This window comes from Serratia sp. TSO36, assembly GCF_057808395.1.
This window is the reverse complement of the sequence record NZ_JBJZOU010000021.1, coordinates 278,097-304,628: the sequence shown is the minus strand read 5'-3', so window position 1 is coordinate 304,628 and position 26,532 is coordinate 278,097. Positions and strand designations below refer to the sequence as shown.

The 26,532-nt window shown below is 56.8% G+C and carries 28 protein-coding genes and 1 riboswitch; of the genes, 11 read left to right on the top strand and 17 right to left on the bottom strand.

Translation table 11 applies throughout. From position 1 onward, the window contains the following. Nucleotides 1-787: 787 nt before the first annotated feature. Nucleotides 788-1,525: an SIR2 family protein gene (locus ACK3CV_RS18945; RefSeq protein WP_204280375.1), complete on the top strand. Its 738-nt coding sequence runs from the start codon at nt 788-790 to the stop codon at nt 1,523-1,525. 17 nt (nt 1,526-1,542) lie between these two features. Continuing rightward, the gene (locus ACK3CV_RS18940; protein WP_204280374.1) at nt 1,543-2,355 is read left to right on the top strand and encodes a hypothetical protein; all 813 of its coding nucleotides are present in this window, start codon (nt 1,543-1,545) and stop codon (nt 2,353-2,355) included. Nucleotides 2,356-3,101: 746 nt separating this feature from the next. On the opposite strand, the gene ACK3CV_RS18935 is transcribed toward ACK3CV_RS18940, so the two are convergent. Continuing rightward, nucleotides 3,102-3,464, bottom strand: a complete 363-nt coding sequence (locus ACK3CV_RS18935) for a winged helix-turn-helix transcriptional regulator (RefSeq protein WP_033635579.1) — start codon at nt 3,462-3,464, stop codon at nt 3,102-3,104. Between the two features lie 122 nt (nt 3,465-3,586). On the opposite strand from ACK3CV_RS18935, the gene ACK3CV_RS18930 reads away from it, so the two are divergent. Next, nucleotides 3,587-4,420, top strand: coding sequence for an enoyl-CoA hydratase/isomerase family protein (locus tag ACK3CV_RS18930; RefSeq protein ID WP_489009888.1), 834 nt, complete (start codon nt 3,587-3,589; stop codon nt 4,418-4,420). Nucleotides 4,421-4,434: 14 nt separating this feature from the next. Here ACK3CV_RS18930 and ACK3CV_RS18925 read toward each other — a convergent pair whose 3' ends face one another. After that, nucleotides 4,435-6,216 (bottom strand): hybrid sensor histidine kinase/response regulator, encoded by a 1,782-nt coding sequence (locus ACK3CV_RS18925; protein ID WP_060423167.1) that lies wholly within the window; start codon nt 6,214-6,216, stop codon nt 4,435-4,437. Next, entirely contained in the window at nt 6,213-6,845 is a 633-nt protein-coding gene (locus ACK3CV_RS18920) for a response regulator transcription factor (protein ID WP_041036315.1), read from the bottom strand. Before ACK3CV_RS18920 ends, ACK3CV_RS18925 begins: the two co-directional genes overlap by 4 nt. A 175-nt stretch (nt 6,846-7,020) precedes the next feature. On the opposite strand from ACK3CV_RS18920, the gene ACK3CV_RS18915 reads away from it, so the two are divergent. The 4 genes from ACK3CV_RS18915 (at nt 7,021) to ACK3CV_RS18900 (ending at nt 12,023) form a co-directional block, all read left to right on the top strand. Continuing rightward, nucleotides 7,021-7,335 carry a putative periplasmic lipoprotein gene (locus ACK3CV_RS18915; RefSeq protein WP_025303891.1) on the top strand — a complete coding sequence of 105 codons (315 nt, stop codon included), beginning with the start codon at nt 7,021-7,023 and terminating at the stop codon, nt 7,333-7,335. Between the two features lie 195 nt (nt 7,336-7,530). Then, a complete protein-coding gene (locus ACK3CV_RS18910; RefSeq protein WP_489009887.1) occupies nt 7,531-10,593 on the top strand; it encodes an autotransporter outer membrane beta-barrel domain-containing protein in 3,063 nt (1,020 codons plus the stop codon). A 181-nt stretch (nt 10,594-10,774) separates the two neighbouring features. Then, nucleotides 10,775-11,578, top strand: coding sequence for a DUF3289 family protein (locus ACK3CV_RS18905; RefSeq protein WP_033655342.1), 804 nt, complete (start codon nt 10,775-10,777; stop codon nt 11,576-11,578). Beyond that, nucleotides 11,571-12,023, top strand: a complete 453-nt coding sequence (locus tag ACK3CV_RS18900; RefSeq protein WP_164038090.1) for a DUF943 family protein — start codon at nt 11,571-11,573, stop codon at nt 12,021-12,023. Before ACK3CV_RS18905 ends, ACK3CV_RS18900 begins: the two co-directional genes overlap by 8 nt. A 116-nt stretch (nt 12,024-12,139) precedes the next feature. On the opposite strand, the gene rluF is transcribed toward ACK3CV_RS18900, so the two are convergent. Together rluF and ACK3CV_RS18890 are read right to left on the bottom strand one after the other, a co-directional pair. After that, nucleotides 12,140-13,009 (bottom strand): 23S rRNA pseudouridine(2604) synthase RluF, encoded by an 870-nt coding sequence (rluF, locus tag ACK3CV_RS18895; RefSeq protein WP_164038093.1) that lies wholly within the window; start codon nt 13,007-13,009, stop codon nt 12,140-12,142. A gap of 105 nt (nt 13,010-13,114) precedes the next feature. Next, nucleotides 13,115-13,555: a winged helix-turn-helix transcriptional regulator gene (locus tag ACK3CV_RS18890; RefSeq protein ID WP_489009886.1), complete on the bottom strand. Its 441-nt coding sequence runs from the start codon at nt 13,553-13,555 to the stop codon at nt 13,115-13,117. 95 nt (nt 13,556-13,650) lie between these two features. Between ACK3CV_RS18890 and ACK3CV_RS18885 the strand changes: the two genes are divergently transcribed. Beyond that, nucleotides 13,651-14,880, top strand: coding sequence for an MFS transporter (locus ACK3CV_RS18885; protein WP_164038097.1), 1,230 nt, complete (start codon nt 13,651-13,653; stop codon nt 14,878-14,880). Here ACK3CV_RS18885 and ACK3CV_RS18880 read toward each other — a convergent pair. Together ACK3CV_RS18880 and ACK3CV_RS18875 are read right to left on the bottom strand one after the other, a co-directional pair. Next, on the bottom strand, nt 14,857-15,537 hold the full coding sequence (locus ACK3CV_RS18880) for a methyltransferase (protein ID WP_164038101.1): 681 nt from the start codon (nt 15,535-15,537) through the stop codon (nt 14,857-14,859). The two genes, ACK3CV_RS18885 and ACK3CV_RS18880, sit on opposite strands and share 24 nt — an antisense overlap. Before the next feature lie 101 nt (nt 15,538-15,638). Next, a complete protein-coding gene (locus ACK3CV_RS18875; RefSeq protein WP_033654547.1) occupies nt 15,639-16,064 on the bottom strand; it encodes a GNAT family N-acetyltransferase in 426 nt (141 codons plus the stop codon). A 141-nt stretch (nt 16,065-16,205) separates the two neighbouring features. Further along, nucleotides 16,206-16,302, top strand: a riboswitch (TPP riboswitch). A 35-nt stretch (nt 16,303-16,337) separates the two neighbouring features. Here ACK3CV_RS18875 and thiM point away from each other — a divergent pair. The 3 genes from thiM to ACK3CV_RS18860 all read left to right on the top strand — a co-directional run bounded on the left by thiM (nt 16,338) and on the right by ACK3CV_RS18860 (nt 18,472). Then, nucleotides 16,338-17,129, top strand: coding sequence for a hydroxyethylthiazole kinase (gene thiM / locus ACK3CV_RS18870; RefSeq protein WP_033644073.1), 792 nt, complete (start codon nt 16,338-16,340; stop codon nt 17,127-17,129). Next, on the top strand, nt 17,129-17,929 hold the full coding sequence (gene thiD, locus ACK3CV_RS18865) for a bifunctional hydroxymethylpyrimidine kinase/phosphomethylpyrimidine kinase (protein WP_033648851.1): 801 nt from the start codon (nt 17,129-17,131) through the stop codon (nt 17,927-17,929). The genes thiM and thiD overlap by 1 nt, the downstream gene beginning before the upstream one ends. Nucleotides 17,930-18,013: 84 nt before the next feature. Further along, nucleotides 18,014-18,472, top strand: a complete 459-nt coding sequence (locus tag ACK3CV_RS18860) for an inhibitor of vertebrate lysozyme family protein (RefSeq protein ID WP_033644072.1) — start codon at nt 18,014-18,016, stop codon at nt 18,470-18,472. 39 nt (nt 18,473-18,511) lie between these two features. Here ACK3CV_RS18860 and gutQ read toward each other — a convergent pair whose 3' ends face one another. From gutQ to ACK3CV_RS18810, 10 genes are all read right to left on the bottom strand, one after another. Further along, nucleotides 18,512-19,483, bottom strand: a complete 972-nt coding sequence (gene gutQ / locus ACK3CV_RS18855) for an arabinose-5-phosphate isomerase GutQ (protein ID WP_049194889.1) — start codon at nt 19,481-19,483, stop codon at nt 18,512-18,514. Further along, nucleotides 19,476-20,249 (bottom strand): glucitol operon DNA-binding transcriptional repressor SrlR, encoded by a 774-nt coding sequence (gene srlR, locus ACK3CV_RS18850; RefSeq protein ID WP_033635559.1) that lies wholly within the window; start codon nt 20,247-20,249, stop codon nt 19,476-19,478. Before srlR ends, gutQ begins: the two co-directional genes overlap by 8 nt. Before the next feature lie 83 nt (nt 20,250-20,332). Next, a complete protein-coding gene (gutM, locus tag ACK3CV_RS18845; RefSeq protein ID WP_033648849.1) occupies nt 20,333-20,689 on the bottom strand; it encodes a transcriptional regulator GutM in 357 nt (118 codons plus the stop codon). A 45-nt stretch (nt 20,690-20,734) separates the two neighbouring features. After that, entirely contained in the window at nt 20,735-21,514 is a 780-nt protein-coding gene (gene srlD / locus ACK3CV_RS18840; protein ID WP_033635557.1) for a sorbitol-6-phosphate dehydrogenase, read from the bottom strand. A gap of 10 nt (nt 21,515-21,524) precedes the next feature. Beyond that, nucleotides 21,525-21,887, bottom strand: a complete 363-nt coding sequence (gene srlB, locus ACK3CV_RS18835) for a PTS glucitol/sorbitol transporter subunit IIA (RefSeq protein ID WP_004941520.1) — start codon at nt 21,885-21,887, stop codon at nt 21,525-21,527. Between the two features lie 22 nt (nt 21,888-21,909). Next, on the bottom strand, nt 21,910-22,890 hold the full coding sequence (srlE, locus tag ACK3CV_RS18830; protein ID WP_041036293.1) for a PTS glucitol/sorbitol transporter subunit IIB: 981 nt from the start codon (nt 22,888-22,890) through the stop codon (nt 21,910-21,912). 15 nt (nt 22,891-22,905) lie between these two features. Further along, nucleotides 22,906-23,454 carry a PTS glucitol/sorbitol transporter subunit IIC gene (gene srlA / locus ACK3CV_RS18825; protein ID WP_004941528.1) on the bottom strand — a complete coding sequence of 183 codons (549 nt, stop codon included), beginning with the start codon at nt 23,452-23,454 and terminating at the stop codon, nt 22,906-22,908. A gap of 258 nt (nt 23,455-23,712) precedes the next feature. Next, nucleotides 23,713-24,240 carry a hypothetical protein gene (locus ACK3CV_RS18820; protein ID WP_033648847.1) on the bottom strand — a complete coding sequence of 176 codons (528 nt, stop codon included), beginning with the start codon at nt 24,238-24,240 and terminating at the stop codon, nt 23,713-23,715. Between the two features lie 337 nt (nt 24,241-24,577). After that, complete coding sequence (gene fbaB / locus ACK3CV_RS18815; protein WP_033635553.1) at nt 24,578-25,627, bottom strand: class I fructose-bisphosphate aldolase; 1,050 nt, start codon at nt 25,625-25,627, stop codon at nt 24,578-24,580. Nucleotides 25,628-25,833: 206 nt separating this feature from the next. Next, entirely contained in the window at nt 25,834-26,520 is a 687-nt protein-coding gene (locus ACK3CV_RS18810) for a GntR family transcriptional regulator (RefSeq protein ID WP_033635552.1), read from the bottom strand. Nucleotides 26,521-26,532 lie beyond the last annotated feature (12 nt).

The following is a 26,532-nucleotide window of genomic DNA, read 5'->3' as shown; positions in this document are numbered from 1 at the left end:
GATGTCTTATGACTTTAGGGGCTGGTCGCCTAGGCGGTGAAGGTTATGATGGTTACCATTCGTTGGACCGCCCGCAGTCGAGACCGGAAGCCTATTGGCCAAAGCGTTGCTTTTGGTGGTCTTCAGTGGCGTCAGAATGCAATGAGGTCGCCATGAGCCTTATGTCAATTGAATACAGAAGAAATCAAGCATGGTATTCTCCATGGTATGTTGCCAAGCATATTATTGAAATGTGTTGATTTATAAGGTTTTTTTCATGTCATTTACCATTGAGTGGGAATGATTTGGTGTCTGGCGTAGGCTGGTACTGAATAACAAAAAGTATACTTAAGCCCGCGTTGATGCGGGCTTTTTTCTTAAGACTATCTTGCTAAAATTGCAATAATGATAAAGATGGGCTGTATGCTAGATGCTATTAACCTAGTCTGATTTGAGCTGTTCTTATATCGTAAAGAGTGATTTTTGCTCTACCAGTAACAGCATCGCGTTGCTTTTAGGAGTTACGAATATAGATTCCTATTAGAACCAGTCGCCACAATGAATGTAGAGCCCTAATATTGGGGGTTTCAGGATGCTGCTCCGTGCACGCATCCTATATTATTTAGTGATTTTGTGCATATTTGCGTGATATATAGCCATAAACATCATTAGCATAATAAATATAAAAATTTGTTATCAATTTTTTGGACGCATCGCATAGAATTTAGTTGCTACTTGGGTTATTAGTATATAACTAGGATGAAAAATTTATCATCCTAGATAGCACAGCATATCGATGGGGTTAAAAATGAATAACGAAGAACTCAAAGAATCACTAATAACTATATTTAAGGATCGTAGCTCAGGCCCATTCCTCTTTATCGGTTCAGGTTTTTCTCGTCGGTATCTTGGCTTGCCTGATTGGAAAACACTTCTAGAAAAATTTTGCGTAACGGGTAAACCATTTGAGTATTATCTCTCTACTGGTGATGGGACATACCCAACTGCAGCGCGGTTGATTGCTGAGGACTTTAACAATGAATGGTGGTCAGATGCACGTTACACTGCTAGTCGTGAGAAGCATAGCAAGCGTGTTACCGATAAAACGTCTGCTTTGAGATTTGAAATCTGCGATTTTTTAACTAATGCAATTAATATTCCACTTCATGAAAGTAAGTACTTTAATGAGATAGTGCTATTATCAAATTTAAATGTTGATGGTGTGATAACTACGAATTGGGACTGTTTTCTAGAGCAACTATTTCCTGACTACAAGGTATATACAGGCCAAAACGAACTATTGTTCTCCAACCCACAATCAATTGCTGAGATTTATAAAATTCATGGGAGTGCTCATAAACCACGAACGTTAATAATGACAGATAATGATTATCAAGAGTTTAACCAGAAAAATCCATATTTAGCCTCGAAGTTAATAACAATATTTGTTGAGCATCCTGTGATTTTTATTGGGTATTCATTATCTGATAAAAATATCAGTGATTTATTAAGTTCAATATCGTTTGTATTGGCCGAGAAAATATAGAGCAACTAAGAAATAACTTGATATTTGTTGAACGAGAGGAAGGGTTATTAGAATGTTCAATATCAGAAACATATACAACTATTGAGCGGGTACAAATTCCGATTACTCTTATTAGAGCTGATGACTTTACTCCGATATATGAAGCTATATCTGAAAATAAAAGAAAAATACCCGCGCGTATATTACGTTATTGTAAGGAACAACTTTATAACTTAGTTCAATCTAATGAGCCGGAGAAGAAAATTTATGTTGTAGATATTGATGAAGTAGAGAAACATGAGGATGTTGAATTTGTCGTTGGGGTAGGTGTAGCAGCTGCAAGAAAGAGAGAAGAGGAAGTTGGTTTAGTGGGATATACACAGATTAGTAACTTGGATTTATTTGAAGATTTACTATTAGACAATAAAGAGTATGATGCTAATAGTGTTATCACTAGTGTAATTCCAGTTGCTGGCAAGCGCTCTCCTAATATCCCTGTTTTTAAATATCTGAATAAGCTAGGTATTAAAAATTGTGATGAGTATCTAAGCTCTCATTTGGAATTAGATAAGTGGGTTTCCAGAATAGACAAAAATTATCAATGCGCTGGTTATTTAAGGTATTTTGTTAAAAAATTTAAAGATAAAGATACAAAATATATTATAGAGCATAATACACCAGAGTCTGCGGCGATTTATCTTCCTTTTTTATGGGATAAATTAGAACTAGATATTACAAGTGATTTTTTGATTAAGAACATTGAAAAACTTAATCCTGAAAACTCTAGTTATGCGACTTACTTTAAAAAGCTCGCCTGCCTGTATGATAGATTACGGAATGGTTGGGTTTAGATATGTAAGTTTTTAAAGGCTAACGCTGGTTAAGTTATACCAGCGTATTAACTATAGCAGAGTTATCTGTATTATTGGAAAATAAATCCCTTGTCAATGTGTATAAACCTTTGTGCTTGCAAATTTGCTAGCGGATAATAAGATATCTAAATGCGTATGTGCTATTAAATGAGCTATCATTTAACAATAATGGATGTATTGCGATACGCTGGAGTTTTTAGTTACTCATGTGAATAATTATTTGATTGGTTATAAATCAAAGTAGGTTAATTTGCTTGGTAATTAACCATGTTTTGTAATTCATAACATATATGTTCATTTTTTGTTTGTTTAATGTTTTAATAAATCCTTGTCATAGTGTTTTTCTTGGTTATAGATTCATGTTGAATTATTAATTAAGAGATTAAAGTGCAAGTTTATAGAGATATTAATCATGATTCAGGTGTCCGAGGTTATGATGTAGGGGATACATACATAACAGTATGGTTCGACGGTACTGCTAGACCTTATACCTATAGTTACGCGAGTGCTGGTGCAGAAAATGTAGAGACGATGAAGAGGCTAGCCGAAAAGGGTGATGGGCTTAATGCTTTCATCAACAAGTTCGTTAAATTCAAGTATGTTCGGTAATTTTTTGTTCTATATGTATTTTTGCGATGGCCGTTTCGGTGGCCATCTAATTGATGTTCTGAATTTTTTGAGTTAAATTATTCCTGAATTAATTTTCTGTTTTTATGGATATTACATCACTCGTCCTGCTCATCATACTTGCGTTGGCACTCCTGAATCGCCTCAATATTCCCTAACGTCCAATCGAACAGTATCGAGAACGGCCCCTGCAGGGATTTGCCGAGCGGCGTCAGCGAATACTCGACGCCAAGTACCCGCCCATCCAACACTTTGCGATGCACCATGCCGTTGCGTTCCAGCTTGCGCAGGGTCTGGGTCAGCACGCGTTGCGTGACGCCATCCAGACGGCGCTTGATGGCGTTGAAGCGCTGCGGCTCGCGCAGTACTTCCAGCACCATCATGGACCATTTATCGGCAATCTGATCGAGCACGATGCGGCTCGGGCAGTCGGCGCGGTAAACAACATCGGTCTTATCCATCGGTATCCTCCCGCATCCCTGGGATGCTTAAGGTGCGTAATTGACGCCAGGTATGCAAAGTATACCATTCGATAAACGGCGCGAATAACCCGCACTTGTACCCCAGGTGAAAGGACATTGAGATGACAGATACAGATTTCAGCAAACTCAGGCTGTCTCATGCACACGGCGTGATGACGATCGCTATCGATAACCCACCGGTAAACGTTCTTGATGTGGCGCTGATGTCGGAAATCAGCCGTTTATTGCTCGCGGTGCGTGACGATCCGGATACGCGGGTGTTGGTGTTCCAGAGCGCGAACCCAGCGTTCTTTATTGCTCACGTCGACATGACCTTGATCGATGAGCCGCACGCTTTCGACGAACTGGCGAGCAACGCGCCGGAGGGGCTTAATCCGTTCCAGGCGTTTGGCGAACTGCTGCGCAGCCAGCCGCAGGTCACTCTCGTTAAGCTGGCCGGGCTGGCGCGCGGCGGCGGCGCCGAGTTTGTGGCGGCGGCCGATATGGCTTTCGCTGAACGGGAAACGGCGGGACTGGCCCAGTGCGAGGCCTTGATGGGCATTACGCCCGGCGGCGGCGCGACGCAGTATCTGACGAGCCGAATGACGCGCGGCCGCGCTCTGGAAGTGATCCTGGGCGCCGAGCTTTTCGATGCCGCTACCGCAGAGCGTTATGGCTGGATTAACCGTGCCTTGCCAGCCGCCGAGCTTGATGATTTCGTCGATCGGTTAGCGCGCAATATCGCGGCATTGCCAGAGGGCGTGATTGCGGCGGCCAAACAGGCGATGCCTGCGCCGGATCTGCAGGCCGGTTTTTATCGCGAGCACGACGCCTGGGCGGGATTGTTCGCACGCCCGGCAGCGGAGCGGTTGATTCGCGGCGGGCTGAAGGCCGGTGCGCAAACCCCGGAGGGGGAGCGCAACCTTGAAGGCCTGCTGCGGCATCTTGCCCGCTAAGGCACCGCCGCGCGCTAGCCCGCCCCCCACTGCGTCAGCAGCGCATGCAGCCTGGCCGGCTCCAGCGGCTTGCGCAGCACCAGATAGCCTTCCTGCTCGGCCTCCTGCAATATCTGTGAGTTGAACTCGCCGCTGACCATGGCGCCGCTCACGTCCGGCAGGCGTTCGAACAGCGCTTTCAGGATGTCGAAACCGCTCTCGCCGGAACGCAGGCGCTGGTCGCACAGCACGGCGAACGGCGTAAAACCGTCGTCGACGATGGCGAAGGCTTCCTCGGCGGAGGCCGCGCAGCGCACGGTGATGCCCCAGGTGCTCATCAGGCTCTCCCAGGCTGAAGTCACCAAGGGATCGTCGTCCACCACCAGGCAGGCGCCGCGCAGCGGCGCATAGCGGATGGGCGTGGCGGTGTTGTCGTAGGCGGCCGCGGTTTCCGGCGCTTTGTCTTCGCCGATGTATTGCGTGAAGCGCATCCAGAAGCGTGAGCCTTTGCCTTCGACGGAGTGCATGCCGTACTTCACCTTCATTAGCTTGGCGCAGCGCGCCACTACCGCCAGCCCCAGCCCGTGGCCGGCGCTGTCGATTTTCCACGCCAGTTCGGGGCGGTAGTAAGGGGAGAAGATTTTGCTTTTCTCTTCGTCGGCGATGCCTACGCCGGTGTCCCATACTTCCACCAGGCACTCGGCGCCGCGCGGGCGGATGGCGATCAGCACGCCGCCCCGTTGCGTGTAGCGCAGGGCGTTTTGGATCAGGTTGATCAACGATTGCCGCACCAGTAGCGGATCGCCCATCACGCTGATGCGCCGTTTAGGCCGCCAGGTGCGCAGCGCCAGGGCGCGGCTGTTGGCCTCTTCGCGGAACAGGGTGATCACCGAGTCGAGCAGGGCGCCGATATCCACATGGGTGGCGGCGGTGCGCACGTTGCCGGACTCGATCTTGCTGAGATCGAGCAATGAATTGAACATCAAATGCACCGAACGCACGCTCTGCTGCAGATCCAGCAGCTGTGGCGTCAGGCTGTCGTCGCGGTTCTTGTGGATGATGGCTTCGATCAGAAAGCCCATGGCGTGCACCGGCTGGCGCAGATCGTGGCTGGCGGTGGTCAGGAACTGGTTCTTGTCCAGCAGCGCCTGTTCCGCCTCCTCTTTAGCTTGCCGGAACTGTTCCGCCAGGCGCGAGCTTTGTTCTTCGAGCAACGCCTGCTGGATAAAGAACGCATGCGAGGTTAACGCGTGGCGGTAAATGGCGAAGCCGTACAGCAAGTTCAGCATCAGCACGATGAACATCACGTCTTCCAGCCGCCAGATGATGCCGAGGTTCAGCAGCCCCCAGGAAGCGAAGAAAAAGCGGGTAAAGGTGCTGATAACCGGCGTCAGATGCGTTGCGTTGGCGGCGACGATCGCGGCGATGCTGATATTGAGCAGCAGAAAAAAGTCAAAGTTATGGGTCTGCGGGGTAATTAAATAGAGTGAGGAGATCCCCACCCCGTGAATAAACGCCACCTTATTAATGCGCGGCAGCCAGCGGCGCAGCACGGCGTCTTCATCATTTTCTTTGGCCTCGCGTTGGTAGCGCCGATGCCATATTCTGATCGCCACGGCGCATAGCAGGTAAACCATGATCCAGGCAATGGTTGGGCCGAGTTCATCCCCCAGCAAATAAATCCAGATGGCGAACGGGATGCCGACGAAAGGCACGGCGGTGAAGCTGAACACCAACCGCATGAAGGTGTTGTCCAGCAGGCGGATCTGCGCGCGTGAGGAGATGCCATCATTTTGTAAATTCTGGAAAAACTTCATGGCGACGGATCCCGTTTGCCGTGCAACAGCGTGATGGCTTCCACCCGGCTGTTGACGCCGATCTTTTTCAAGATATTACTGATATGTTCTTTCACGGTGGGTTCGGAAATAGACAGCTGCGTCGCGATCCTTTTATTCGGCAGGCCGCGCAGCATCATAGTCAATACGTCGATTTGTCTCGGCGTTAAATTGAATTTATTTAAATGTTCATGACTGTTTTTAATGGCGGATTCATTTCCTTCCGGGAACCACTCCTGATTATTATTCAACGCAAAAACCGCTCTGGCGAATAATTCCGGGGGTTCATTTTTTAATACGAACCCATGCCCGCCGGCATTGTGCACTTTCTGCCAGATATCGTTATTTTCGTCGCCGCTGACCACCAAAATACGCACCTGAGAATAACGTTGTTTTACTTCTTTGAGTAATTTCAATGCGGTGCCGGAAGAGAGCCAAAAATCGATCACCAGTAAACGCGGTGGGCCATTTTCCCTAATATGACGGTAGCAATTTTCTTCATTGGTCACCACATGTGCCTGTTTGAATCGGCAATGCGTGCTGAGAAAGTTAGCGATACCGCTTGCTACCAATGGATGGTCATCAACGACCAACGCATAATCCTGCCCCAAAGGATTCTCCTTTCGCCTTCACAGTTCAGATAGGTCTGATGAATTATTATCAACCCTCCCTACTTTAGGAGGGTTTTTTCGTTTAGGAAAGGGAAATATATTATTCGAGGATTTGGATAAGAGAAAACATAAAGCCAATCGATAATTTTAACTGATTGGTTATAAAGGATAATTTATGAAAAAACCACTTATCGCTTTAACCGTTACGATGATGATAGCCGGTTGTTCCACCCTGAAAACCGATCAGGCCATTCCATTACTGCAGGCGGAAACCGCCAAAATGCTGGGCCTGGGCTCATCGGACGAAATTACCGTGACCAATGTCAATGGCGCACAGCCGGATGCGCTGGGCGGGCAAAAACTTTCTTATCGCGCCACCACGGAAAAAGGCCGCATTTTCGATTGCTCGTCGCTGATGATGCCGGGAATTTTAGGTTCGTCGCCGTCGCTGAGCGCGCCGACCTGTACGCCGGTGGTCACGCATAAATAATTCGCTTTGGGGGCGGTATTGCCGCTTCCTGGTTTTCCATCGTCGGAGCGTCAGCGCCGGGGGGCAATAAGCTTTTGCTTCGACGATCACTAAACCGGCGTGCGCGAAATAACGCCTTACACCTCCTCTAGTGCATTGAGTTTCCCTATAACAATAAATTTCGCGCCATCACGCCAACGAGTACGGAGATAGCCCGTGAATGACAAGACATCGCACCCTTTAGCGGTTAAAACACCGCTTTCCAAACTTTACCTCGCTCTATTTTCTGCGCCGCTGCTGATGCTGGCGCCCGCCGATATCGCTCGCGCAGACGATGCCATTTTTGATGGCGACGCAAAAATTACCGAATCATTGGCCTACACCGGGGACGTTTACGTCGGCCGTAATCAAAGCGGCAACCTGCTGATCGATAATGGCAAGATCAGCGCCTATAACATCAATATCGGCCGGATGTTCAACGGCCAAATTCATGAAAGCCTGGTCACGGTCCGCGGGCCGAACGCCGAGCTGAACGCGGTGAACGATCAGTTCGTGCTGCGCGGCGGCCTGAACCTGGGGCGGGGCACCCTGCGGGTTGAAGACGGCGCGCTGGCCAGCGCGAAAGAGATCGTGGTCGGCACCACGCGTGGCTACGACAGCCACCTGATTGCCACCGGTGCCGGTTCTCGCGTCACCAGCAATTTTCTCAGCGTCGGCACCGATTTAGGGGCACGATCCACGCTGGCGATTGAAGACGGCGCGGTGTTGAATACCGCCTTTGACGCGCGCATCGGCAATGGCAGCGGGCCGGGCGAGACCGATACGCTGAGCCCGAAAGCCACGGTCACCGGGGCCAATTCCCAATGGAACGTTGGCCGCGCGCTCACGCTTTACGGCGATCTGGACGTGCTGAACGGCGGCGCGGTCAGCGTCGGCAGCATCGAAGTGGCGGGCGTCTCCGGCGCGCGTAAAACTGCCGAGCTGACGATCGCCGGCAGCGGCTCGCGCGTGACCAGCGGCAGCAGCGTCAACGTCGGCGATTACGGCAACGGCGTGTTGGCGGTCATGGATGGCGGGACATTCTCCGCCGGCGGCAACGAAGTGGTGCTGGGCAAGACCGGCTCCGGCTCTAACCGCGGCGCGCTGATTATCGGCAGCCGCGGCAATATGGATACCGGCACCGGGTTGACCGAGCCGACGCTCGGCGCGGCGGGCGCCGCAGGCACTATCGATGCCCAGACGGCGATCGCCCTGCGGGGCGGGCTGTTCGGCAGCTATGTGTACTTTAACCATACCGACGGCAATTACGTCTTTGGCAACAAGATGAGCGGCGAAGGCGAGGTGATCAACACCGCCGGGCACACGACGCTGAACGGCGATCTCTCTGAGCTGCAGGCGAACGTCACCGCGCGCGGCGGCAAGCTCATCATCGCCAGCGACATCAATACCCAGCAAGAAGACGACATCTTCGAGATCCAAACCCTCAGCGCAGAGAACGGCGGCACGCTGATCCTCAACGCGACGGCGGGTTCCGACGTCAATAACGGGCAGGGCTACAGCAGCGCCGCGTCGATCAAGGCCGGCGGCACATTGGGCGGCAACGGCACGCTGGGCCAGACCGAGATCCAGTCCGGCGGCCATATCTCGCCCGGCGACGGCAATATCGGCACGCTGACGCTGAAACGCTACCTGAACTTTATCGGCGAATCCTTCTATGACGTCGATATCGCCGGTGACGGCCGCAGCGACCAATTGCTGGTGGCGGGCAAAACTACCATTAGCGATCGGGCCAAGGTGCAGGTTACGGCGCTGGATCCGCAAACCAGCTATAAAACCGGCCAAAGCTACCGCATTCTGACCTCGGACGGCGGCATTGACGGCCAGTTCGCGGCGGCGGTCTCCAAGTCTGCCTTCCTCGATGTGGCGTTGAACCACAGCGCCAACGCCGTGGATCTGACCATCGCGCAGAAAGACACGGGCGGTGAAAATCCTGGCGGCGAGAATCCGGGTGGGGAAAACCCAGGCGGTGAGAATCCAGGGGGCGAGAATCCGGGCGGGGAAAACCCAGGGGGTGAAAATCCAGGGGGCGAGAATCCGGGTGGGGAAAACCCAGGCGGTGAAAATCCGGGGGGCGAGAACCCAGGCAGCGGCAAGCCGGGCATTTTCCAAACGGTGGCCGAAAGCGGTAACCAGTGGAATACCGCCGGTGCGCTCTCGACGCTGACGCAGAGCGGCCCTTCGCTGGCGCTGTACAACTCGCTGCTGCTGCTGAGTGCGCCGGAAGCGCGCGAGGCGTTTAATCAGCTGTCCGGCGAAGTCTATCCGTCGATGCAGTCTAACCTGATCGCCGGCAGCACCCAACTGTTCAACGTGCTGAACCAGCGCATGCTGCGCCTGTTCGACAACGATAGCCTGCCGATACCGCCGTTGGCGATGTCGCTGGTGCAACCGGCGCAGGCGCAAAACAGCGGCGTCTGGGGGCAGACCTTCAGTTCCTGGGGCAAAAACAGCGGCAACGGCAACGTGGGCAAGCTGGATGGCAACACCACCGGCTTCTTGTTGGGCGCGGATCGCAAGCTGGCGGACCATAACGTGCGCATCGGTGGCTACTTCGGTTACAGCCGTGGCGACTACGACGTCGACAGCCGCCGTTCCAAGGCCGATACCGACAACTACCACCTCGGCCTGTATGCGGCGGGGCAGCAGGATGCGTTCTCGCTGCGCGGCGCGCTGGGTTACACCTGGCACAAGATTGAAGGCAAGCGCAACGTCGATTTCAGCGGCTTCTCGGATCGGCTGAAGTCGGACTACGATGCCAACTCGCTGCTGGCGTTCACCGAAGCGGGTTACCGTTTTGGCCAGCCGGAGATGAACGTCGAACCGTTCATCAACCTGAGCTACATCCGTCTGCATACCGACAGCTTCCAGGAGACGGGGGGCGCGGCGGCGCTGAGCGTGCGCAATGAAACGATGAATACCTTCTACTCCACGCTCGGGGTGCGCGGCGTGACCGAACTGCCGAAGAACGTCAGCCTCTACGGCTCGCTCGGCTGGCAGCACGCCTACGGCGATAAAAACACCTCATCGCGCATGGCGTTTGCCGGCAGCGACGCGTTCGTCACTCAGGGCCAGGCCGTGGATGACAACGTGATGGTGGGCGATATCGGCGTGAGTGTGAAACTGTCGCGCGCCGCGACGCTGGATGTCGGCTATCAGGGGCAATTCGGCGCCGATACCCGCGTTAATTCGGTCAACGCCAACCTGCGCTGGTCGTTCTGATTTTTCCTCTAGACTTCTCTGGTACTTGTAGGCCCGCTTGATGCGGGCCTTTTTTATGGTGGGCATTAAGTTTCCCGTGAGCCTGCGTAAGGGGGCGCTAAGACATTTCCCGATATGAGCAGGGCGGGATTGCCTGTATGATTAATGTTCTTCTTAGCATGGGCAAGGGACTGATTTTCCAATGCGTGACTTGACAAGGCCGTTAACGATTTTCACCAGCAAGAAGCCTTTTAACGACCGTTTTGCTGATGATATGCAATATGGCGATATGGATGAACGTACACTTAAGCAACGATATCGTTTGGGGCAAGTATCAACGTTTATCGATTGGAGTACTTATAAATCGCCCTATGACCATCCGGCAACGCGAAATATTCCGGCAGCTGGAAAAGAAAAGGCGGTTGCAATGCTTTTTGATGAGCTGAGAGCTGCATCGAGATACTTTTCTTTTACTGGCGTTTATCAAGGGCTGATAGTTAAACTTTTCAATCATATGCAGTACAATAACGGAACTGACTTTCAAGATGTTCAAATGGACTTGGCCTATAAAAGGCTGATACTGAGCGATAAATCAGAAAATAGTACGCTAATTCGAATTAAAAGTGTTCTCGATACATTTGATTTTAACTCATATCAGTTGAATAAAGATGCATTTACTCTTCAGTTATCACAGAGCCGTTTGCCAAAGTATGTTCGCTGGGAAGACTGCATAAATGGAATGGGAGTCAGTGTACATGAGGTCAATAGTACAGAGATCAGTATTGATTCTTTGTTTTTTCAAGATAATAAATATACTGCTGTGATTAGCTATAAAGCTCAGGATCATTTTGGGTTAGATAAAGAAGACATTAGTAAATTAAAGTTTAGTTCTATTGGGTTTTTCAGGATTTGGTTTGTACTTCAAAGGTATAAAGAGTTCGCGTTTAGACCCTTTTTCACCAACTTTGGCGCGAAAATAATAGTGACAGGTGAAAACTATGCTTAACAAAAAAAAGGTTGCGTTCTTTTCTTTGGTCGCCGTAGCGGCTCTTTGGTTGGTTTGGGTGCTTGTCAGGCCGGCTAATATTGTGCGGGTTGATGGTGCTGCTGTTTATGTTCAATACCTTCCGCTGACCACGGAAGGTAAAATATCTTGGTGGAATGATAATAAAGATAAACTTCAGGATAAGTATCATATTATCAAAGACGAGAATCATTTTACCGTTGCCGTAATGAATTTTGACGGCTATGTTGCCGCTCCGACTGGCAGCAATGATGGAAGTATTGATGACTATCATTGTCTTAGTGAGGGTGATACCAAGAATAAATGTGTCTATAAGGATATAGCGATGATTATTAATGGTGATGTTAATAAAAGAGTTTTTATCAGTGTGGATGGGAAGACTTTCGCTCAAGAGCCTGACGGTAAGACCACGCTGTTAAAAAAATAGTGACTCTTACCCTCTGATTTTTTCCTCGCTTTCAATCAGACTCGCCTAAGTGGTGCTCAGGCTTTCGCCCTCGCCAAGCCCACACCAGTGCGGGCTGAGCGAGGGAGAAAGGGCGTTTAACGCCCTTTTTTCTTGCGCCCTGGCTGGGTAAAGCGCTTGCGGCCGGCCGGCGCAGCGGCTTTGTCGGCGCTTTTCGGCCCGCCGGCGCTCGGCTTTTTCGCCGCGGCGGATTTGGCCGGGGCCTTCTTCGCCGGCTTGGCCTCGGATGAAGAGCCTTCAATCAGTTTGAACAGCTCGATCAGCTCGTCATCGGTCAGATCGCGCCATTCGCCCAGCGGCAAGCCTTTCAGGCTGACGTTCATGATGCGCATGCGTTCCAGTTTGGTGACCTCGTAGCCGAAGTGTTCGCACATGCGGCGGATCTGGCGGTTCAGCCCCTGCACCAGCGTGATGCGGAACACGAAAGGTGCCTCTTTCTTCACCTTGCACTTTTTGGTCACCGTGCCCAGCATCGGCACGCCGGCGCCCATGCCGCGAATAAACTCGTCGGTCACCGGCTTGTTGACCGTCACCAGATACTCTTTCTCGTGATTGTTGCCGGCGCGCAGGATCTTGTTGACCAGGTCACCGTGGTTGGTCAGAAAGATCAGCCCCTGCGAATCCTTGTCCAAGCGGCCGATCGGGAAAATGCGTTTGCTGTGGTTGACGAAGTCGGCGATGTTGTCGCGCTCGCCGTCTTCGGTGGTGGTGACGATGCCGACCGGCTTGTTCAGCGCGATCAGCACCAGATCTTCTTCATTGCGCGGTTCGATCAGCTGACCGTTAACCTTCACCACATCGCCGGCAAATACCTGAGCGCCAACGGTGGCGCGTTTACCGTTGATGAAAACGTTGCCCTGTTCGATGTATCGATCGGCGTCGCGGCGTGAGCAGATACCGCTCTCGCTAATGTATTTGTTCAGACGAATGGATGAGTTAGTCAGCATGGGATCTCCGTAAAACGCGGACTATACATTACCTGCAGGGGATTGCGGAAGCTGTTAGAGAATAGATGTAATAGCTCAAGGTAACGCAGGCCTTATTGAGACTATTCATACCTTCACCACCCGGGTATTCAGCGGGGTGAGCGTCTGCCCGGCGCTGCCGATCGGCGTCAGGCGCGGGACGGGGCGGCTGCTGTCGCTTTCCACCAGCGTTGAGTGCGCTTCTCCCTCTGCGAACAAATGATCTTCCCCCCACTGGCGCAGGCCGACGATCACCGGAAACAGCGCGCGGCCTTTCTCGGTCAGCACATATTCCTGATAGGCGCTGCCGTCTGCGGCGGACACGATTTCCAGCACACCGTGCGTCACCAGCGCGCGCAGGCGGGTGGCAAGGATGTTCTTCGCCATCCCCAGCCCTTTTTGAAATTCGCTGAAGCGGGTGACGCCGTCGAAGGCGTCACGCACGATCAGCAGCGACCACCAGTCGCCAATCACATCCAGCGTGCGCGCCACCGGGCACGGCGCGTCTTCCAGGCTTTTACGTTTCACGGCGTTTATCTCCAGCTGCACATTCTGGTTGCATTATAAAACCTCTGCGCCTAAAGTTCATTGAGTTTAATAATGAAACCACATTGAGGTGTGCGATGAGCGACAAACTGTTGGATCCCCCCTGTGCGGCGCTGGGGCGCCTGCCGGCCCCTCTGGTGCTGCTGTTGGCCGCCGCCAGCGCCTTCAGCGTGGCCAACGTTTACTATGCGCAGCCGCTGCTGGACGCCATCGCCCATGATTTTTCCATCAGCCTGGCGGCGGTCGGCATGGTGATCAGCGTGACTCAGTTGGGCTGCGCGCTGGCGCTGCTGTTGGTGGTGCCGCTCGGGGATCGGCTAAACCGGCATCGGTTGCTGGCGGGGCAACAACTAGGGCTGATCGGCGCGCTGCTATTGGTGGGCTGGGCGCACAGCGCGCCCTGGCTGCTGGTAGGGATGTTGCTGGTAGGCTTATTGGGCACCGCCATGACGCAGGGGCTAATCGCTTACGCCGCAGCCCTGGCGGCGCCGCAGGAGCGCGGGCGGGTGGTCGGCGCGGCGCAGGGCGGAGTGGTGCTGGGATTGCTGCTGGCGCGCACCCTGTCCGGCGCGCTGGCGGACGTTGGCGGTTGGCGCACGGTGTACTTCTTCTCTGCCGGAGTGACGCTGGTATTGCTGCCGATCCTGTCGCGCCTGCTGCCTGCGCCGCGCACCGCTCCCAGTACGCTGAGCTATCCCGCGCTGCTGCGTTCGATGCTGAGCCTGTTGCTGCATGACCGCACGCTGCAAATTCGCGGCATGTTGGCGCTGCTGATGTTCGGCGCTTTCAGCCTCTTTTGGAGTTCGCTGGTGTTGCCGCTGAGTCAGGCACCGTTCAACTTCACCCATGCCGCGGTGGGGGCGTTCGGTCTGGTCGGCGCGGTGGGCGCGCTGGCGGCGGTACGCGCCGGGCATCTGGCGGATCGCGGGCTGGGGCAGGCGGCCAGCGGCGTGTGTCTGCTGCTGTTGACGCTGGCCTGGCTGCCGCTCGGTTTGCTCGGCAGCGGCCTGGTTTGGCTGGTGGCGGGCGTCGTGCTGCTGGATCTGGCGGGCCAGGCGATCCACGTGCTGAACCAGAGCATGATCTTCAGCGCGCACCCGCAGTCGCACAGCAGGCTGGTGGGCTGCTACATGCTGTTTTACGCCGTCGGTAGCGGGTTGGGCGCCTTTGCCGGCACCCATATGTATGCCTGGGCGGGCTGGAGCGGCGTCTGCTGGCTGGGGGCGGGCGTCAGCCTAAGCGCGTTGCTGTTTTGGCGGCTGACGCTGCGCGGCATGCCGCCCTCAGCGACGGCGGTGGAGCAGTGAAAGCTGGAAGCCCAGCGCACCGCACAACTGCTGAGGCGCGGTGAAGCCGCTTTCCGCCAGGAGGAGACGGCTGCGTGCCGCCGCCATCGGGTGCCAGTTGCGGCGGGTGCGTTCGATCACCTCCTGCGCCTGCGCCGCCGAGTGCCCGGCGCTTTGCAGCCAATGTTGGTAGTGGCTGGCGGGCAGGCCCTCCGGTTGATAGTCGAACAGCAGCAGCGGTGCGGCGGGGGAGAGGCGCTGCGCCAGCTGCTGCAGAAAATCCAGTTTGGCGCCATCGTCGGCGATAAAGTGCAGCACCAATGAGCACACCGCCGCGTCGTGGCGGGTTTGCGGCGCTTGTTGCAGCAAGGTGGGCTGGAAGCTCACCCGTTGTGCGTAACCCGCGGCTTCGGCCTTGGCACGCGCGGTCGCCAGCATGCCGGCGGAGGGTTCCACGGCGCTGAAACGCCAGCTGGCGTTGGCGGCGGCCAGCGCCGACAGTTCGCTGCCGGTGCCGCAGCCGGCCAGCAACAGCGTGGCGTCATTCGGCAGCGTTTGCGCGAGCGTCGCCGTCAGCAGCGCCTGGGCAAAGTGATAGCCGGGCACCAGGGTCAGAATACGGCGATCGTAGTCCGCCGCCGCGGCATCGGGGAAGCGAGTATCCGTTTGGTGTTGCATAACCTTCCTTGCCAAGTTCATTGAGAGAGACAAGGAAGGGTATGCTTAAGTGATAATGAAATCCATTATCATTAATGGGTTCTGTGACGGGAAAGGCGGCGTTAGCGGGCCGGCGAATGCAGCAGGTAATAATCTTCTTCGCCGTCGTTGCCGGTAGAGATGATGCGCCAGCCGTGTTTGCGGTAGAACGCCAGCGCCTTTTCATTCTTCACCAGGCATTTCAGCGAGCCGGTGGCGGTGAAGGTAGCTTCCGCCGCCTGCAGCAGCGCACTGCCGACGCCGCGCGGCGGCTGATGGGGATCGACATACAGGTTATGAATGAAGTTGTCTTCGCGGTAGACGGAGACGAATCCCAGCAGCACGCCGCCGTCTTCCGCCACCCAAATCGCTTCGCCCAGCGTCGCGCCGTCGAAATCTTCCAACTGATAGTTTGAGGTATCGCGCCAGCCGAACGCCGCTTTGCGCGACGCCAGGTACAGCGTGCGCAGGAAGGGGCGATCGGTCTCTTGGTAGGGTCTTATCTGCATGGCATCTCCCGGTGGTTTGTGCTCACTATAGCGCATTGCGCGGCGTATGCCCGCCGGGCAATTTATTCGCTTGTTTGTCCGCGCCGCCGCTGGCATGATCCCCTGCAGGGATTAACGCAACGTTGATCACAACCTATTGATTTTCATGACTCGGGGTGCCCTTCTGCGTGAAGGCTGAGAAATACCCGTATTACCTGATCTGGATAATGCCAGCGTAGGGAAGTCACGGCCGCCCAGCCGGCGCCGCCTTCTTGAACGCCGGTTGGGAGGAATATGATCGCTCGACCTGATGCACTACCCGGCGCGCGCGCCGCGGCTTGTCTGACCCAATTCCAACAGCGGCCTCCGCTGATCCACTGCCTGACCAACGAAGTGGTGCAATCGCTGACTGCCAACGTGCTATTGGCGCTCGGCGCCTCCCCGGCGATGGTGGTGGAGCCGCAAGAGGCGGCGCAGTTCAGCGCGCTGGCCGACGGCCTGCTGATCAACGTCGGTACCCTCAATGCGCTGCGCGCCGAATCGATGCGGGCGGCGGTGGCCGCCGCCAATCGGGCCGGCAAGCCCTGGACGCTGGATCCGGTGGCGGTCGGCGCGCTCTCCTACCGCACCGCCTTCGCCAAACAGCTGCTGGACGAGAAACCGGCGGCGATACGCGGCAACGCCTCGGAAATCATGGCGCTCAGCGGGTTGCTGGCCAGCGGCCGCGGCGTGGACAGCGGCGACGATTCGCTGGCGGCCTTGCCCGCCGCGCGTGAGCTGGCGCAGCGCAGCGGCGCGGTGGTAGCGGTCACCGGCGCGGTGGATTACGTCACCGACGGCCAACGCGATTGGGCGATCGAAGGCGGTTCCCCGCTGATGACGCGGGTGGTGGGCACCGGCTGCGCGCTGTCGGCGGTGGTGGCGGCGTTTTGCGCCCTGCCGGGCGATCGCCTGGACAACGTGGCGACCGCCTGCCGGGTGATGTCCCACTGTGGCGGCCTCGCGGCCAGGCAGGCCGGCGGGCCGGGCAGCTTTACGCCGGCGTTCCTCGATGCCCTGTATCAGCTGCGCGGGGAGGATCTGTGATGAAACGCATTAACGCCCTGACCATCGCCGGCACCGATCCCAGCGGCGGCGCCGGCATTCAGGCCGATTTGAAGGCTTTCTCGGCGCTCGGCGCCTACGGCACCTCGGTGATCACCGCGCTGGTGGCGCAGAATACCCGCGGCGTGCAGTCGGTGTATTACATCGATCCGGCGTTCGTCGCCGCGCAGCTGGACTCGGTGTTCAGCGACGTGCGCATCGACAGCGTCAAGATTGGCATGCTGGCCAACGCCGACATCGTGCAGGCGGTGGCCGAACGGCTGCGCCATTACCGGCCGGAATTCGTGGTGCTGGACACCGTGATGCTGGCGAAAAGCGGCGATCCGTTGCTGGCGCCGGAGGCGGTGGCGTCTATTCGGCGCGAGCTGTTGCCGCTGGTGTCGATCATTACGCCGAACCTGCCGGAAGCGGCGGCGCTGCTGGCGTGCGCGCCGGCGGAAGATGAAGCGCAGATGCGCGAGCAGGGGCGGGCGCTGCTGGCGATGGGCTGCCGGGCGGTGCTGATGAAGGGCGGCCACCTGAGCGAAAGCGAGAGCCCGGACTGGCTGTTTACCGCAGAAGGCGAGCAGCGCTTTACCGCGCCGCGCGTTGCCACCCGCCACACCCACGGCACCGGTTGCACGCTCTCGGCCGCGCTGGCGGCGCTGCGCCCGCGCCATGCCGACTGGGCGGCTACGGTAGCCGCCGCCAAGGACTACCTGCAACAAGCGCTGCAACAGGCGGACACGCTGGAAGTGGGGCACGGCATCGGGCCGGTGCATCATTTCCACGCCTGGTGGTGAGTCAACTTTTTGCCGCAACCGTGGTCTGACTAGTTCAGGCCCGGTTTGACGGGCGAAACCTGATTTAACCTAGGGAGAAGGACTATGACGGGACACCAGGCGCTGCGTTGCGCCCTCTTCGGCGCACTGCTCAGCTTCAGCGCGGGCAGCTTTGCCCAGCAGATCGTCACCACGTCGGATTTGATTCAGCAGCCGGGGTATCAGGCCAGCTGGCAAAACATGGTGAAAGGCCAGGCGCGGATGCCGGGCTGGGCGCGCAAGGGCGTCGGCACCTCGACGCCGGCGCAGAACCTGAGCTGGAAGGGCAAAGAGTATCTGGTCGGCAATCTGTGCAAACCGCACGACTGCGGCAACAACTTTTTGATCGTGGCGTTCAGCGCGGACAAATCCCAGGCCTGGGGCGTGCGGGTGGAAGTGGAAGATCGGCCGGAAGCCGTCGATCATCCGAAGAAGTATGCCAAGTACCAGTGGCTCGGCAAGCCGGATGACGACATGAAAGCGCTGCTGAAGCAGCAGTTCGAGAACAATCCCGACTGGAAATGATCTGACCGGGGGCGCCGATGATGGCGCCCCCGGCGTTGATCAGCCGATGCCGGCCTGATGCAGATCGTGCAGGTTGAGCGCCCCCACCAGCACGCCGTCCATATCGACCACCGGGGCCGCGCTGATGTGCTGTTCGTGCAGCGCCTCCAGCGCCTCGCCGGCGCGCCACTGCTCCGGCAGCCGATAGCCGGGGCGGGTGATTGCCGGGCTGAGCGGATCCTGCAGGCTGTTGCCCTTCACCAGCCAGCGGCGCAGGTCGCCGTCGGTAAACACGCCCACCACCCGCTGCTGCGCGTCGCAGACCGCCACTAACCCGAGCCCGGTGCGGCTCAGCTCCAGCATCGCTTCCATCACGTTGGCGCTTTCGCTCACGCGCGGCAGGCGATCGCCGGTGCGCATCAGGTGATGCACGCGGTTCAACAGGCGCGCCCCCAGGCTGCCGCCCGGGTGCGAGCGGGCGAAATCTTCCGCGTTGAAACCGCGCTGGCGCATTAGCGCCATCGCCAGAGCATCACCCATCATCAGGGTGTTGACCGCGCTGGAGGTCGGTGCCAGCCCCATCGGGCAGGCTTCGCGCTCGACGCCGATATCCAGCACGCAGGCGGCGGCCTGCGCCAGCGGCGACTCTTTGCCGCCGGTGACGGCGATTACCGGAATGCCGTTCTCCGCCAGCAGCGGCAGGATCAGATCCAGCTCTTTGGCGCGGCCGGAGTAGGAGATGAACACCACCACGTCGTCGGCGCCGATCATGCCGAGATCGCCGTGCAGCGCCTCCGCCGGGTGCACGAAGAACGACGGTGTGCCGGTGCTGGCCAGCGACGCGGCGATTTTCTTGCCGATATGGCCGGATTTGCCGATGCCGGAAATTACCGCTTTGCCACGGCAGTTCAGCAGCAGTTCGCAGGCGCTGACGAAGTTGTCGTCCAGGCGCGCCAGCAGGCGTTGCGCTTCGGTCAGCTCGATCTCCAGCGTTTCGCGGGCAAAGGTGAGCAGGGCGTTGGCGTTACTCATCGGGGTCTCCTACCAGAAGGATATTGATGCCTTTCGCCTGCAGGGCGGCGAGGTAATCGGGGTTGATGTCTCGGTCGGTGATCAGCGTGTCGACGGCGCTGAGTTCGCACACCACGTTCGGGCTCTTGCGGCCGAATTTCGAGGAGTCTACCAACAGAATAATGCGGCCGGCGGCTTCGCACATCGCTTTGCTGACGTTGTGCACTTCGTTGAAGGTGGTGACGCCGGCGTTGAGATCGACGCCGTCCGCGCCGATAAACAGTTTGTCGAAGCTGAACTGCTGAAACGCCGATTCGGCCAGGCTGCCGTGGAACGAGGCCGATTTTTTGCGGTAGGTGCCGCCGGGCATCAGGATGGTCTGATCGTTGTCCAGCTCCACCAGCGCGTTGACGATGGTCAGGCTGTTGGTCATCACCGTGATGTTATTGAACTGCGCCAGGTGCGGCACCATCTGCAGCACCGTGCTGCCGGCATCGAAGATCAGCGAGTCGCCGTCGGCGATCAGCGCCACGGCGGCGCTGGCGATGTGGCGTTTTTTCTCGGTGTTGATATGGGTTTTGCGATCGATCGGCTGATCGCCGTCGTCGCGGCTGAGCACCACGCCGCCGTAGGTACGTATCACCTCGCCTTCTTCTTCCAGCAGGGTGAGATCCTTGCGGATGGTGGTGCCGGTGGTGGAGAAATGCTCGGCCAGGGCGTCCACTGCCGTTTTGCCGTGCCGCTGCAGATATTCAAGGATAGCGGCCTGCCGCTGCTTTGGTTTCATCGCGATTCCCGTTCACAAGAGTTGGGCATTTCCCCTCGCTGAATAATTCACTATGAAAGGTAATGTCTTTTAATGTGAAAATATCACGATTTGGGTTCAATCGCTAACGATAGTGCAGACTGGCATGCGCGATCCTCGGGGAAGATCACATCCGGGCGCAAATCCCGCTGATGCAAACCGTGCAATCGAGGCAGCGGGCGGGGCCGGGCGAAAACGGTCAGGCCGCGCAGCAACAGACTGCCGCACACCCGCCGATCGGCGTCGAAGGCCAGCGCCAGCACTACTCGCGGGCGGAAGCGGCCGCCGGAACGGCCGACGCCGACGGCGCCCAGCCGGCACAGGCCGTCGAAGGCGCGGTTGAAGCGCTGCAGTTGCCACCAGCCAAAGGCGATTTGCAGCAGCCAGGCCAGCAGCGCGAAGGCGATCAGAGCTTGAGTCATGGGGTTCTCCTTAGCCCCCTTCCGCCGAAGGGGGCGTCGATGGCGTCAGAACATCACCTGGCCGCCGGTGATATTGATCGACTGGCCGGTGCAGTAAGAGGCCTTGTCGCTGGCGTAGAACAGCAGGGTGTTCAGCACGTCCTGGTAGTCGCAGCCGCGCTTCAGCGGCACCTTATCGATGTAGTACTGCTCCACCTGATCCGGCGCGATGCCCAGTTTTTGCGCGTACTGCGGCAGCAGCGACTGGAACATCGGCGACTTCAGCAGGTTGCCGAGCATCAGCGAGTGCACGGTGATGCCGTACTCCGCCAGATCGAGTGCCAGCGACTGCGTCAGCCCCACGCCGCCGAACTTGGCGGCGCTGTAGCCGGAGTTGTGCTTGCTGCCGACCTTGCCGGATTTGGAGTTGATCTGGATGATGCGCCCGGCGATGCCGTCGCGGATCATCAGGCGTGAGAACTCGCGGGCGCAGAGGAAATAGCCCACCAGGTTCACCTGCAGCGAGCGGTCGAAGTCGCCCAGCGGGAAATCGGTAATCGGCGCCGCCTTGGCGATGCCGGCGCTGTACACCAGCAGATTGGCCTGGCCAAACGCCCGGTCAACCGCCGCCGCCAGCGCCATCACGCTCTGCTCGTCGGTGGCGTCGGCCTGAAAACCGCAGGCGCTGCCTGTGCCGTACTCTTCGTTGATCTGCTGTGCCACCAGACTGGCGTTGTCGGCGTTCAGATCGGCCACCGCTACCCGATAACCGGCCTGCGCCAGCCCGTGGCTCAAAAAGGCGCCTAACGTTTGGCCGCCGCCAATCACTACAGCTACTTCAGACATGGTCTACTCCTTATGCGATAAATGACAGCGTGCTGCCCAACGGGATATCGGTCGGCGTCGGGCCGGATACGTGGATCGAGCCGGGAAATTCGGCTTCGGCTTCGCCGTCGAAGCGCACGGTGATATGGCCCAGCTCGCGCAGATTCTGCGTGGCGACGCTGCCGACGGCGGTGATGGCGTAGCGCTGCTGCGCCAGTTCCATCACGCCGCCGACCTGCAGCTCGCCGGCGGTTGCGCCGTGGCGGTGGATGAAGCAGAACTCTTCGATATCCGCCGGGGCGCCTTCACGGAAGGTGATCAGCATGTTGTCCAGCAACGCGTCGCGGGCGCAGCCGCCGATCTGCGTGATGGTGGTGTGAAAAATGGTGTGCATAAACGTCTCCCTGGAAATCAGCTTATTGATAAATGAAGGCCGAGGCGGCCCAGGCGATCAACACCGTCGGCGCGCCGGTCAGGAAGCGGCCGACCAGCACCGAAGGCACGCCGACCCGCACGGTGTCCTGCTTGGCTTCCGCCAGCGACAGGCCGACCGGAATGAAGTCGCAGGCGGCCTGCGCGTTGATGGCGAACAGCGCGGGCAGCGCCAGCTGCGGCGGAATATGGCCGAGGCCGATCTGCACCCCGACCAGCACGCCGATCACCTGGGCGATGACCGCGCCGGGGCCGAGGAACGGCGACAGCAGCGGGAATGAGCAGATCAACGCCAGCGTCACCAGGCCGATCGGGCTGTTGGCGAGCGGCGTCAGGCCGTGAGCGATAAAGTCCCCGAGGCCGGAGGCCATGATGATGCCGATCAAGGCCGAGACGAACGCCATAAATGGCAGGATGGTCTTCAGCACGGTGTCGATGGTGTCGCGCCCGGCCTGGAAGAACACCGCCACCACCGATCCCATGCCCATGCCGACCTTCGCCAGCAGCCCGTCGCTTTGCTCGGTGATCTTCTTGCTGGTGTCGTAGTCGCGCGCCTTGGGCGGCGCTGCAACGGTGGTGGCGGGTTGGCTATCTGCCGCTTCGATTCGGCTGATGTTGTGGTCGCGCACGCCGGAGACATAGATGTCTTCGAGGATAAACTGCGCCAGCGGGCCGGACTGGCCGGTGGCGTGGATGTTGACCGTCGGAATGCGGCGTTTCGGATACAGGCCGCAGCGCAGGGTGCCGCCGCAGTCGATCACCGCCACCCCGATCTCTTCCGCCGGCGGCTCGCCCTCTTTGAAGCCGTCGACGGCCGGCCAGCCGGTCAATTCGCTGAGGCGATCGACGATGGACGGCCGGGTGCCGGCGGTGATGTACACCACTTTCTTGCCGGGCTCTATCGGCAGCTCCAGGGGGCCGCCCCAGCCGCTGGCGCCTTTTTCAATACGGATATAAGCACTCATGCTGCACTCCACGAATTAAAGTTGCACCTGGCGATCCAGACGGATGCCCATCTTGCGTTCGAACAGGCTGGTGGTCAGATCGGTGACCCAGCCGCGGAAGAAGTTGGTGAACAGCCCCACCAGGAAATAGCTCACCGCCAGCGGGCCGAGCGGCAGGCCGAGGGTGGTCAGGCCGCTGGCGATGCCGAGGTAAACGAACAGTTCGCCCGGATTGATGTGCGGGAACAGGCCGTTCATCGAGTGGCAGCTGTAGGAGGCCGCCGCGTAGTAGCTCGGCTTGTATTTCTCCGGCATGAAGCGCCCCAGGCTGAGGGTCATCGGGTTGCAGAAGACAAAGGTGCCGATCAGCGGCAGCAGCAGATAACGCGACACGGGGTTGCCCGCGCAGCGCTGCGCCAATCGTTCGATACGTTCCTGGCCAACAAATTTGATCAGCGCGTTCATGATAACCAACAGGCTGATCAACAAAGGTAAAATGCCGGTCACCATGCCGACAAACACTTCACCGCCTTTCTGAAACAGGCCGATAAACCACTCGGCGCCGTGGGTGATTAGCTCAATCATTATGTTCTCCTGTAATGGACTGATATGGCCTGGAGCGAACGGCGGCTCTGTCGCCATGGACCTTACAGTAGTCACTTTGTTGGGCCATTTGTTTTAAATAGATCACAATTTGAAAGATAAATATTTTATTTTGAAAGTTTAAAATGAAAGAAAGAGAAGGTCTGTGGCATGAGGGGGAGAGCGCGGGCACAAAAAAGCCCGGTGAACCGGGCTTTGGGGAGGGGGTATACGGAAATCGCCGTTGTTAGCGTGTTTCTGTTACTGCTCGAGAATCTTTTGTATTGTCTCTACGGAAGCACCGTTTCTTTCGGCCGTTTGGGCCAGTTCTTGCTTTTGTTTGTCTTTTTCAGCGATTGCCATATCTTTGGCGGCGGCTATCGCGGCCAGGAAAATTTCTTTTTCCGTCGCGGTGAGCGGGCCTTGTAGTCTGGCTTCGCAGACGCGATACAACGTATCGCGGATAAAATTTACCGTGGTGGTGCGCCGAGCCAGATCGACTACGGCGGTGCTGAACTCTGCATCGCCACTGACTTTTTGAATTTGTTCCGTGCTCATTTCAGCTTTCAGCGCGGCAATAACGGACTGCGCGACATCAGGCGGTGGAGCCACGCAGTACTTGATATTTGAGTCTGCGGGAATATAAATGGCGCTGCTTCTTGTTGAGTCATAGTCAAACCAATACGTTTCTCCAGGTTTCAACTCATGCCTAGAGGCCGGAGATTTAAATAGCGCGCAAGACGATAGCGAAAGGATGAGCAGGGAGATGATTACAATATTGACTTTCATGATGGCACCACCATAAAAATGTGGATTAACTAGCGTAAAATTTAGTCAAAAGTCCATAAATAACAATGAACTATAATAATTATTAATGCGCTAAGTTTTTGTGTTTTCGGAAAAGGTGGGGAATTTGAAATTTGATAAGGTTAACTTTCAATCTTTAATGATTTATGTCGTTCTCTTTCGCATATTTGGAATAAAAAAAGCCCAGGGAGATTAAATAAAAACCAGCTCTTATTTTTGCTCATAAAATACATTCGGTTGCATTATTTCCTTGTCAAGACCTCCCTCGATGCACAAAAAAGCCCGGCGAACCGGGCTTGAGGACAGGTGGTCCGTCACATCAGGCGATGGTGACCTTCTTGTCCAGGTAGGCGTCTTGCACGGCGTTGATCAGCGCCACGCCGTCTTTCATCGATTTCTTGAACGCCTTGCGCCCCAGGATCAGGCCCATGCCGCCGGCGCGTTTGTTGATCACCGCGGTGCGCACCGATTCCTGCAGATCGTTCTCACCGGCGGCGCCGCCGGAATTGATCAGCCCGGCGCGGCCCATGTAGCAGTTGGCTAACTGGTAGCGCACCAGATCGATCGGGTGATCGGTGGTCAGCTTGGTGTAGACGCGATCGTCGGTATAGCCGAATTTCACCGCGCGGTAGCCGCCGTTGTTTTCCGCCATTTTCTGTTTGACGATGTCGGCGCCGATGGTGGCGGCGATGTGGTTGGCCTGGCCGGTCAGATCGGCGCTGGAGTGGTAGTCCACGCCGTCCTTGTTGAATGCCGGGTTGCGCAGATAGGCCCACAACACGGTGACCATGCCCAGCTCATGCGCGCGCTCGAAGGCGATCGAGATCTCTTCGATCTGGCGGCGCGATTGCTCGGAGCCGAAGTAAATGGTAGCGCCGACCGCCACCGCGCCCATGTTGAACGCCTGCTCGACGCTGGCGTACAGGGTCTGGTCGTACTGGGTCGGGTAGCTCAGCGTTTCGTTGTGGTTGAGTTTGACCAGGAACGGAATTTTATGTGCGTAGCGGCGCGATACCGACGCCAGCACGCCGTAGGTGGAAGCGACGCAGTTACAGCCGGCTTCAATCGCCAGCTCGACGATGTTCTTCGGATCGAAATACAGCGGGTTGGCGGCGAACGAGGCGGCGGCGGAGTGCTCGATGCCCTGATCGACCGGCAGGATCGACAGGTAGCCGGTGCCGGCCAGGCGACCGTGGTTGAACAGGGTTTGCATCGAACGCAGCACGCTGTTGGGACGGTTGTTATCGATCATTACGCGGTCGACGAAGTCGTCGCCCGGCAGGTAGAGATTCTCGGCGGGGATAGTGGTACAGCGGTGTTGCAGCAGATCTTCCGCTTCCTTTCCTAGCAACTGCACAATATCAGTCATGATTCACTCCCGATTAAGCTTCTTCATACACCGGCAATGCAAGGGTTTTTGACCACCGGCGCAGTAAAAAAGCGGTGATTGAAGCTGTAAAGCGATACTACCGAACTGGATCCGGCAAGGACAAACAATAGATGCGATTGAGAGGAAATGCCATTTGCGAGGCCAAATACGCGGGGACGATCGCCCCCGGCGCGCTAAACGATTGATTATTCGATCTCGAACCACTCGGTGTTCTGCTGGGCAATCGGGGTGATGGAGTAGATCATCTCCTGCAGGTGATCGTGGATGGCGCGCTCCGCCGCCTCGGCATCGCGCGCTTTCAGCGCCTCGTAGATGCGGTAGTGCTGCTTGATCAGGCTCTCCGGCGGCGAGACTTCGCTCAGGCTGAGGAAACGCACTCGATCCATGGTGGCCTTGATGGTTTCGATGGTCTCCCACGCCAGCGGGCAGTCGGCGAACTGGGTCAGCAGCTGGTGGAATTCGTCGTCCAGCGCCAGAAACTCGCGCGTTTGCCCGTTCTGCGCCGCCAGCGCCTGGCGGTGCAGGTTATGCTCCAGCGTCATCAGCTGCGCCGGGGTGGCGCGCTCGGCCGCGCGGCGCACGATGGCGCATTCCACCGCCTGGCGGATAAAGCGCCCGTCGGCCACGCGCTTGGCGGAGATTTTCATCACAAAAGTGCCGCGCTGCGGCAGGATCTGCACCAGGCCGGCCTCCGCCAGCTTGATGAAAGCTTCGCGCACCGGCTGGCGCGAAACGCAAAAGCGCGTAGAAATCTCTTTCTCGGACAACAGGGTGCCGGGGGGGATGGTGCAGTCGACGATATCCTTGCGCAGGAAGCGATAGATCTGTTGGTTGACCGGGACGTTGTTGGTGAGACTGTACGTTTCAGACATGGCGACAATCAG

What these genes read in the sequence shown, in the direction of transcription:
- ACK3CV_RS18945 (WP_204280375.1), top strand. Translation starts at nt 788, where the DNA reads ATGAATAACGAAGAACTCAAAGAATCACTAATAACTATATTTAAGGAT.
- ACK3CV_RS18935 (WP_033635579.1), bottom strand. Translation starts at nt 3,464, where the DNA reads ATGGATAAGACCGATGTTGTTTACCGCGCCGACTGCCCGAGCCGCATC.
- ACK3CV_RS18930 (WP_489009888.1), top strand. Translation starts at nt 3,587, where the DNA reads ATGACAGATACAGATTTCAGCAAACTCAGGCTGTCTCATGCACACGGC.
- ACK3CV_RS18925 (WP_060423167.1), bottom strand. Translation starts at nt 6,216, where the DNA reads ATGAAGTTTTTCCAGAATTTACAAAATGATGGCATCTCCTCACGCGCG.
- ACK3CV_RS18915 (WP_025303891.1), top strand. Translation starts at nt 7,021, where the DNA reads ATGAAAAAACCACTTATCGCTTTAACCGTTACGATGATGATAGCCGGT.
- ACK3CV_RS18905 (WP_033655342.1), top strand. Translation starts at nt 10,775, where the DNA reads ATGCGTGACTTGACAAGGCCGTTAACGATTTTCACCAGCAAGAAGCCT.
- ACK3CV_RS18900 (WP_164038090.1), top strand. Translation starts at nt 11,571, where the DNA reads ATGCTTAACAAAAAAAAGGTTGCGTTCTTTTCTTTGGTCGCCGTAGCG.
- rluF (WP_164038093.1), bottom strand. Translation starts at nt 13,009, where the DNA reads ATGCTGACTAACTCATCCATTCGTCTGAACAAATACATTAGCGAGAGC.
- ACK3CV_RS18885 (WP_164038097.1), top strand. Translation starts at nt 13,651, where the DNA reads ATGAGCGACAAACTGTTGGATCCCCCCTGTGCGGCGCTGGGGCGCCTG.
- ACK3CV_RS18880 (WP_164038101.1), bottom strand. Translation starts at nt 15,537, where the DNA reads ATGCAACACCAAACGGATACTCGCTTCCCCGATGCCGCGGCGGCGGAC.
- ACK3CV_RS18875 (WP_033654547.1), bottom strand. Translation starts at nt 16,064, where the DNA reads ATGCAGATAAGACCCTACCAAGAGACCGATCGCCCCTTCCTGCGCACG.
- thiM (WP_033644073.1), top strand. Translation starts at nt 16,338, where the DNA reads ATGATCGCTCGACCTGATGCACTACCCGGCGCGCGCGCCGCGGCTTGT.
- thiD (WP_033648851.1), top strand. Translation starts at nt 17,129, where the DNA reads ATGAAACGCATTAACGCCCTGACCATCGCCGGCACCGATCCCAGCGGC.
- ACK3CV_RS18860 (WP_033644072.1), top strand. Translation starts at nt 18,014, where the DNA reads ATGACGGGACACCAGGCGCTGCGTTGCGCCCTCTTCGGCGCACTGCTC.
- gutQ (WP_049194889.1), bottom strand. Translation starts at nt 19,483, where the DNA reads ATGAGTAACGCCAACGCCCTGCTCACCTTTGCCCGCGAAACGCTGGAG.
- srlR (WP_033635559.1), bottom strand. Translation starts at nt 20,249, where the DNA reads ATGAAACCAAAGCAGCGGCAGGCCGCTATCCTTGAATATCTGCAGCGG.
- gutM (WP_033648849.1), bottom strand. Translation starts at nt 20,689, where the DNA reads ATGACTCAAGCTCTGATCGCCTTCGCGCTGCTGGCCTGGCTGCTGCAA.
- srlD (WP_033635557.1), bottom strand. Translation starts at nt 21,514, where the DNA reads ATGTCTGAAGTAGCTGTAGTGATTGGCGGCGGCCAAACGTTAGGCGCC.
- srlB (WP_004941520.1), bottom strand. Translation starts at nt 21,887, where the DNA reads ATGCACACCATTTTTCACACCACCATCACGCAGATCGGCGGCTGCGCC.
- srlE (WP_041036293.1), bottom strand. Translation starts at nt 22,890, where the DNA reads ATGAGTGCTTATATCCGTATTGAAAAAGGCGCCAGCGGCTGGGGCGGC.
- srlA (WP_004941528.1), bottom strand. Translation starts at nt 23,454, where the DNA reads ATGATTGAGCTAATCACCCACGGCGCCGAGTGGTTTATCGGCCTGTTT.
- ACK3CV_RS18820 (WP_033648847.1), bottom strand. Translation starts at nt 24,240, where the DNA reads ATGAAAGTCAATATTGTAATCATCTCCCTGCTCATCCTTTCGCTATCG.
- fbaB (WP_033635553.1), bottom strand. Translation starts at nt 25,627, where the DNA reads ATGACTGATATTGTGCAGTTGCTAGGAAAGGAAGCGGAAGATCTGCTG.
- ACK3CV_RS18810 (WP_033635552.1), bottom strand. Translation starts at nt 26,520, where the DNA reads ATGTCTGAAACGTACAGTCTCACCAACAACGTCCCGGTCAACCAACAG.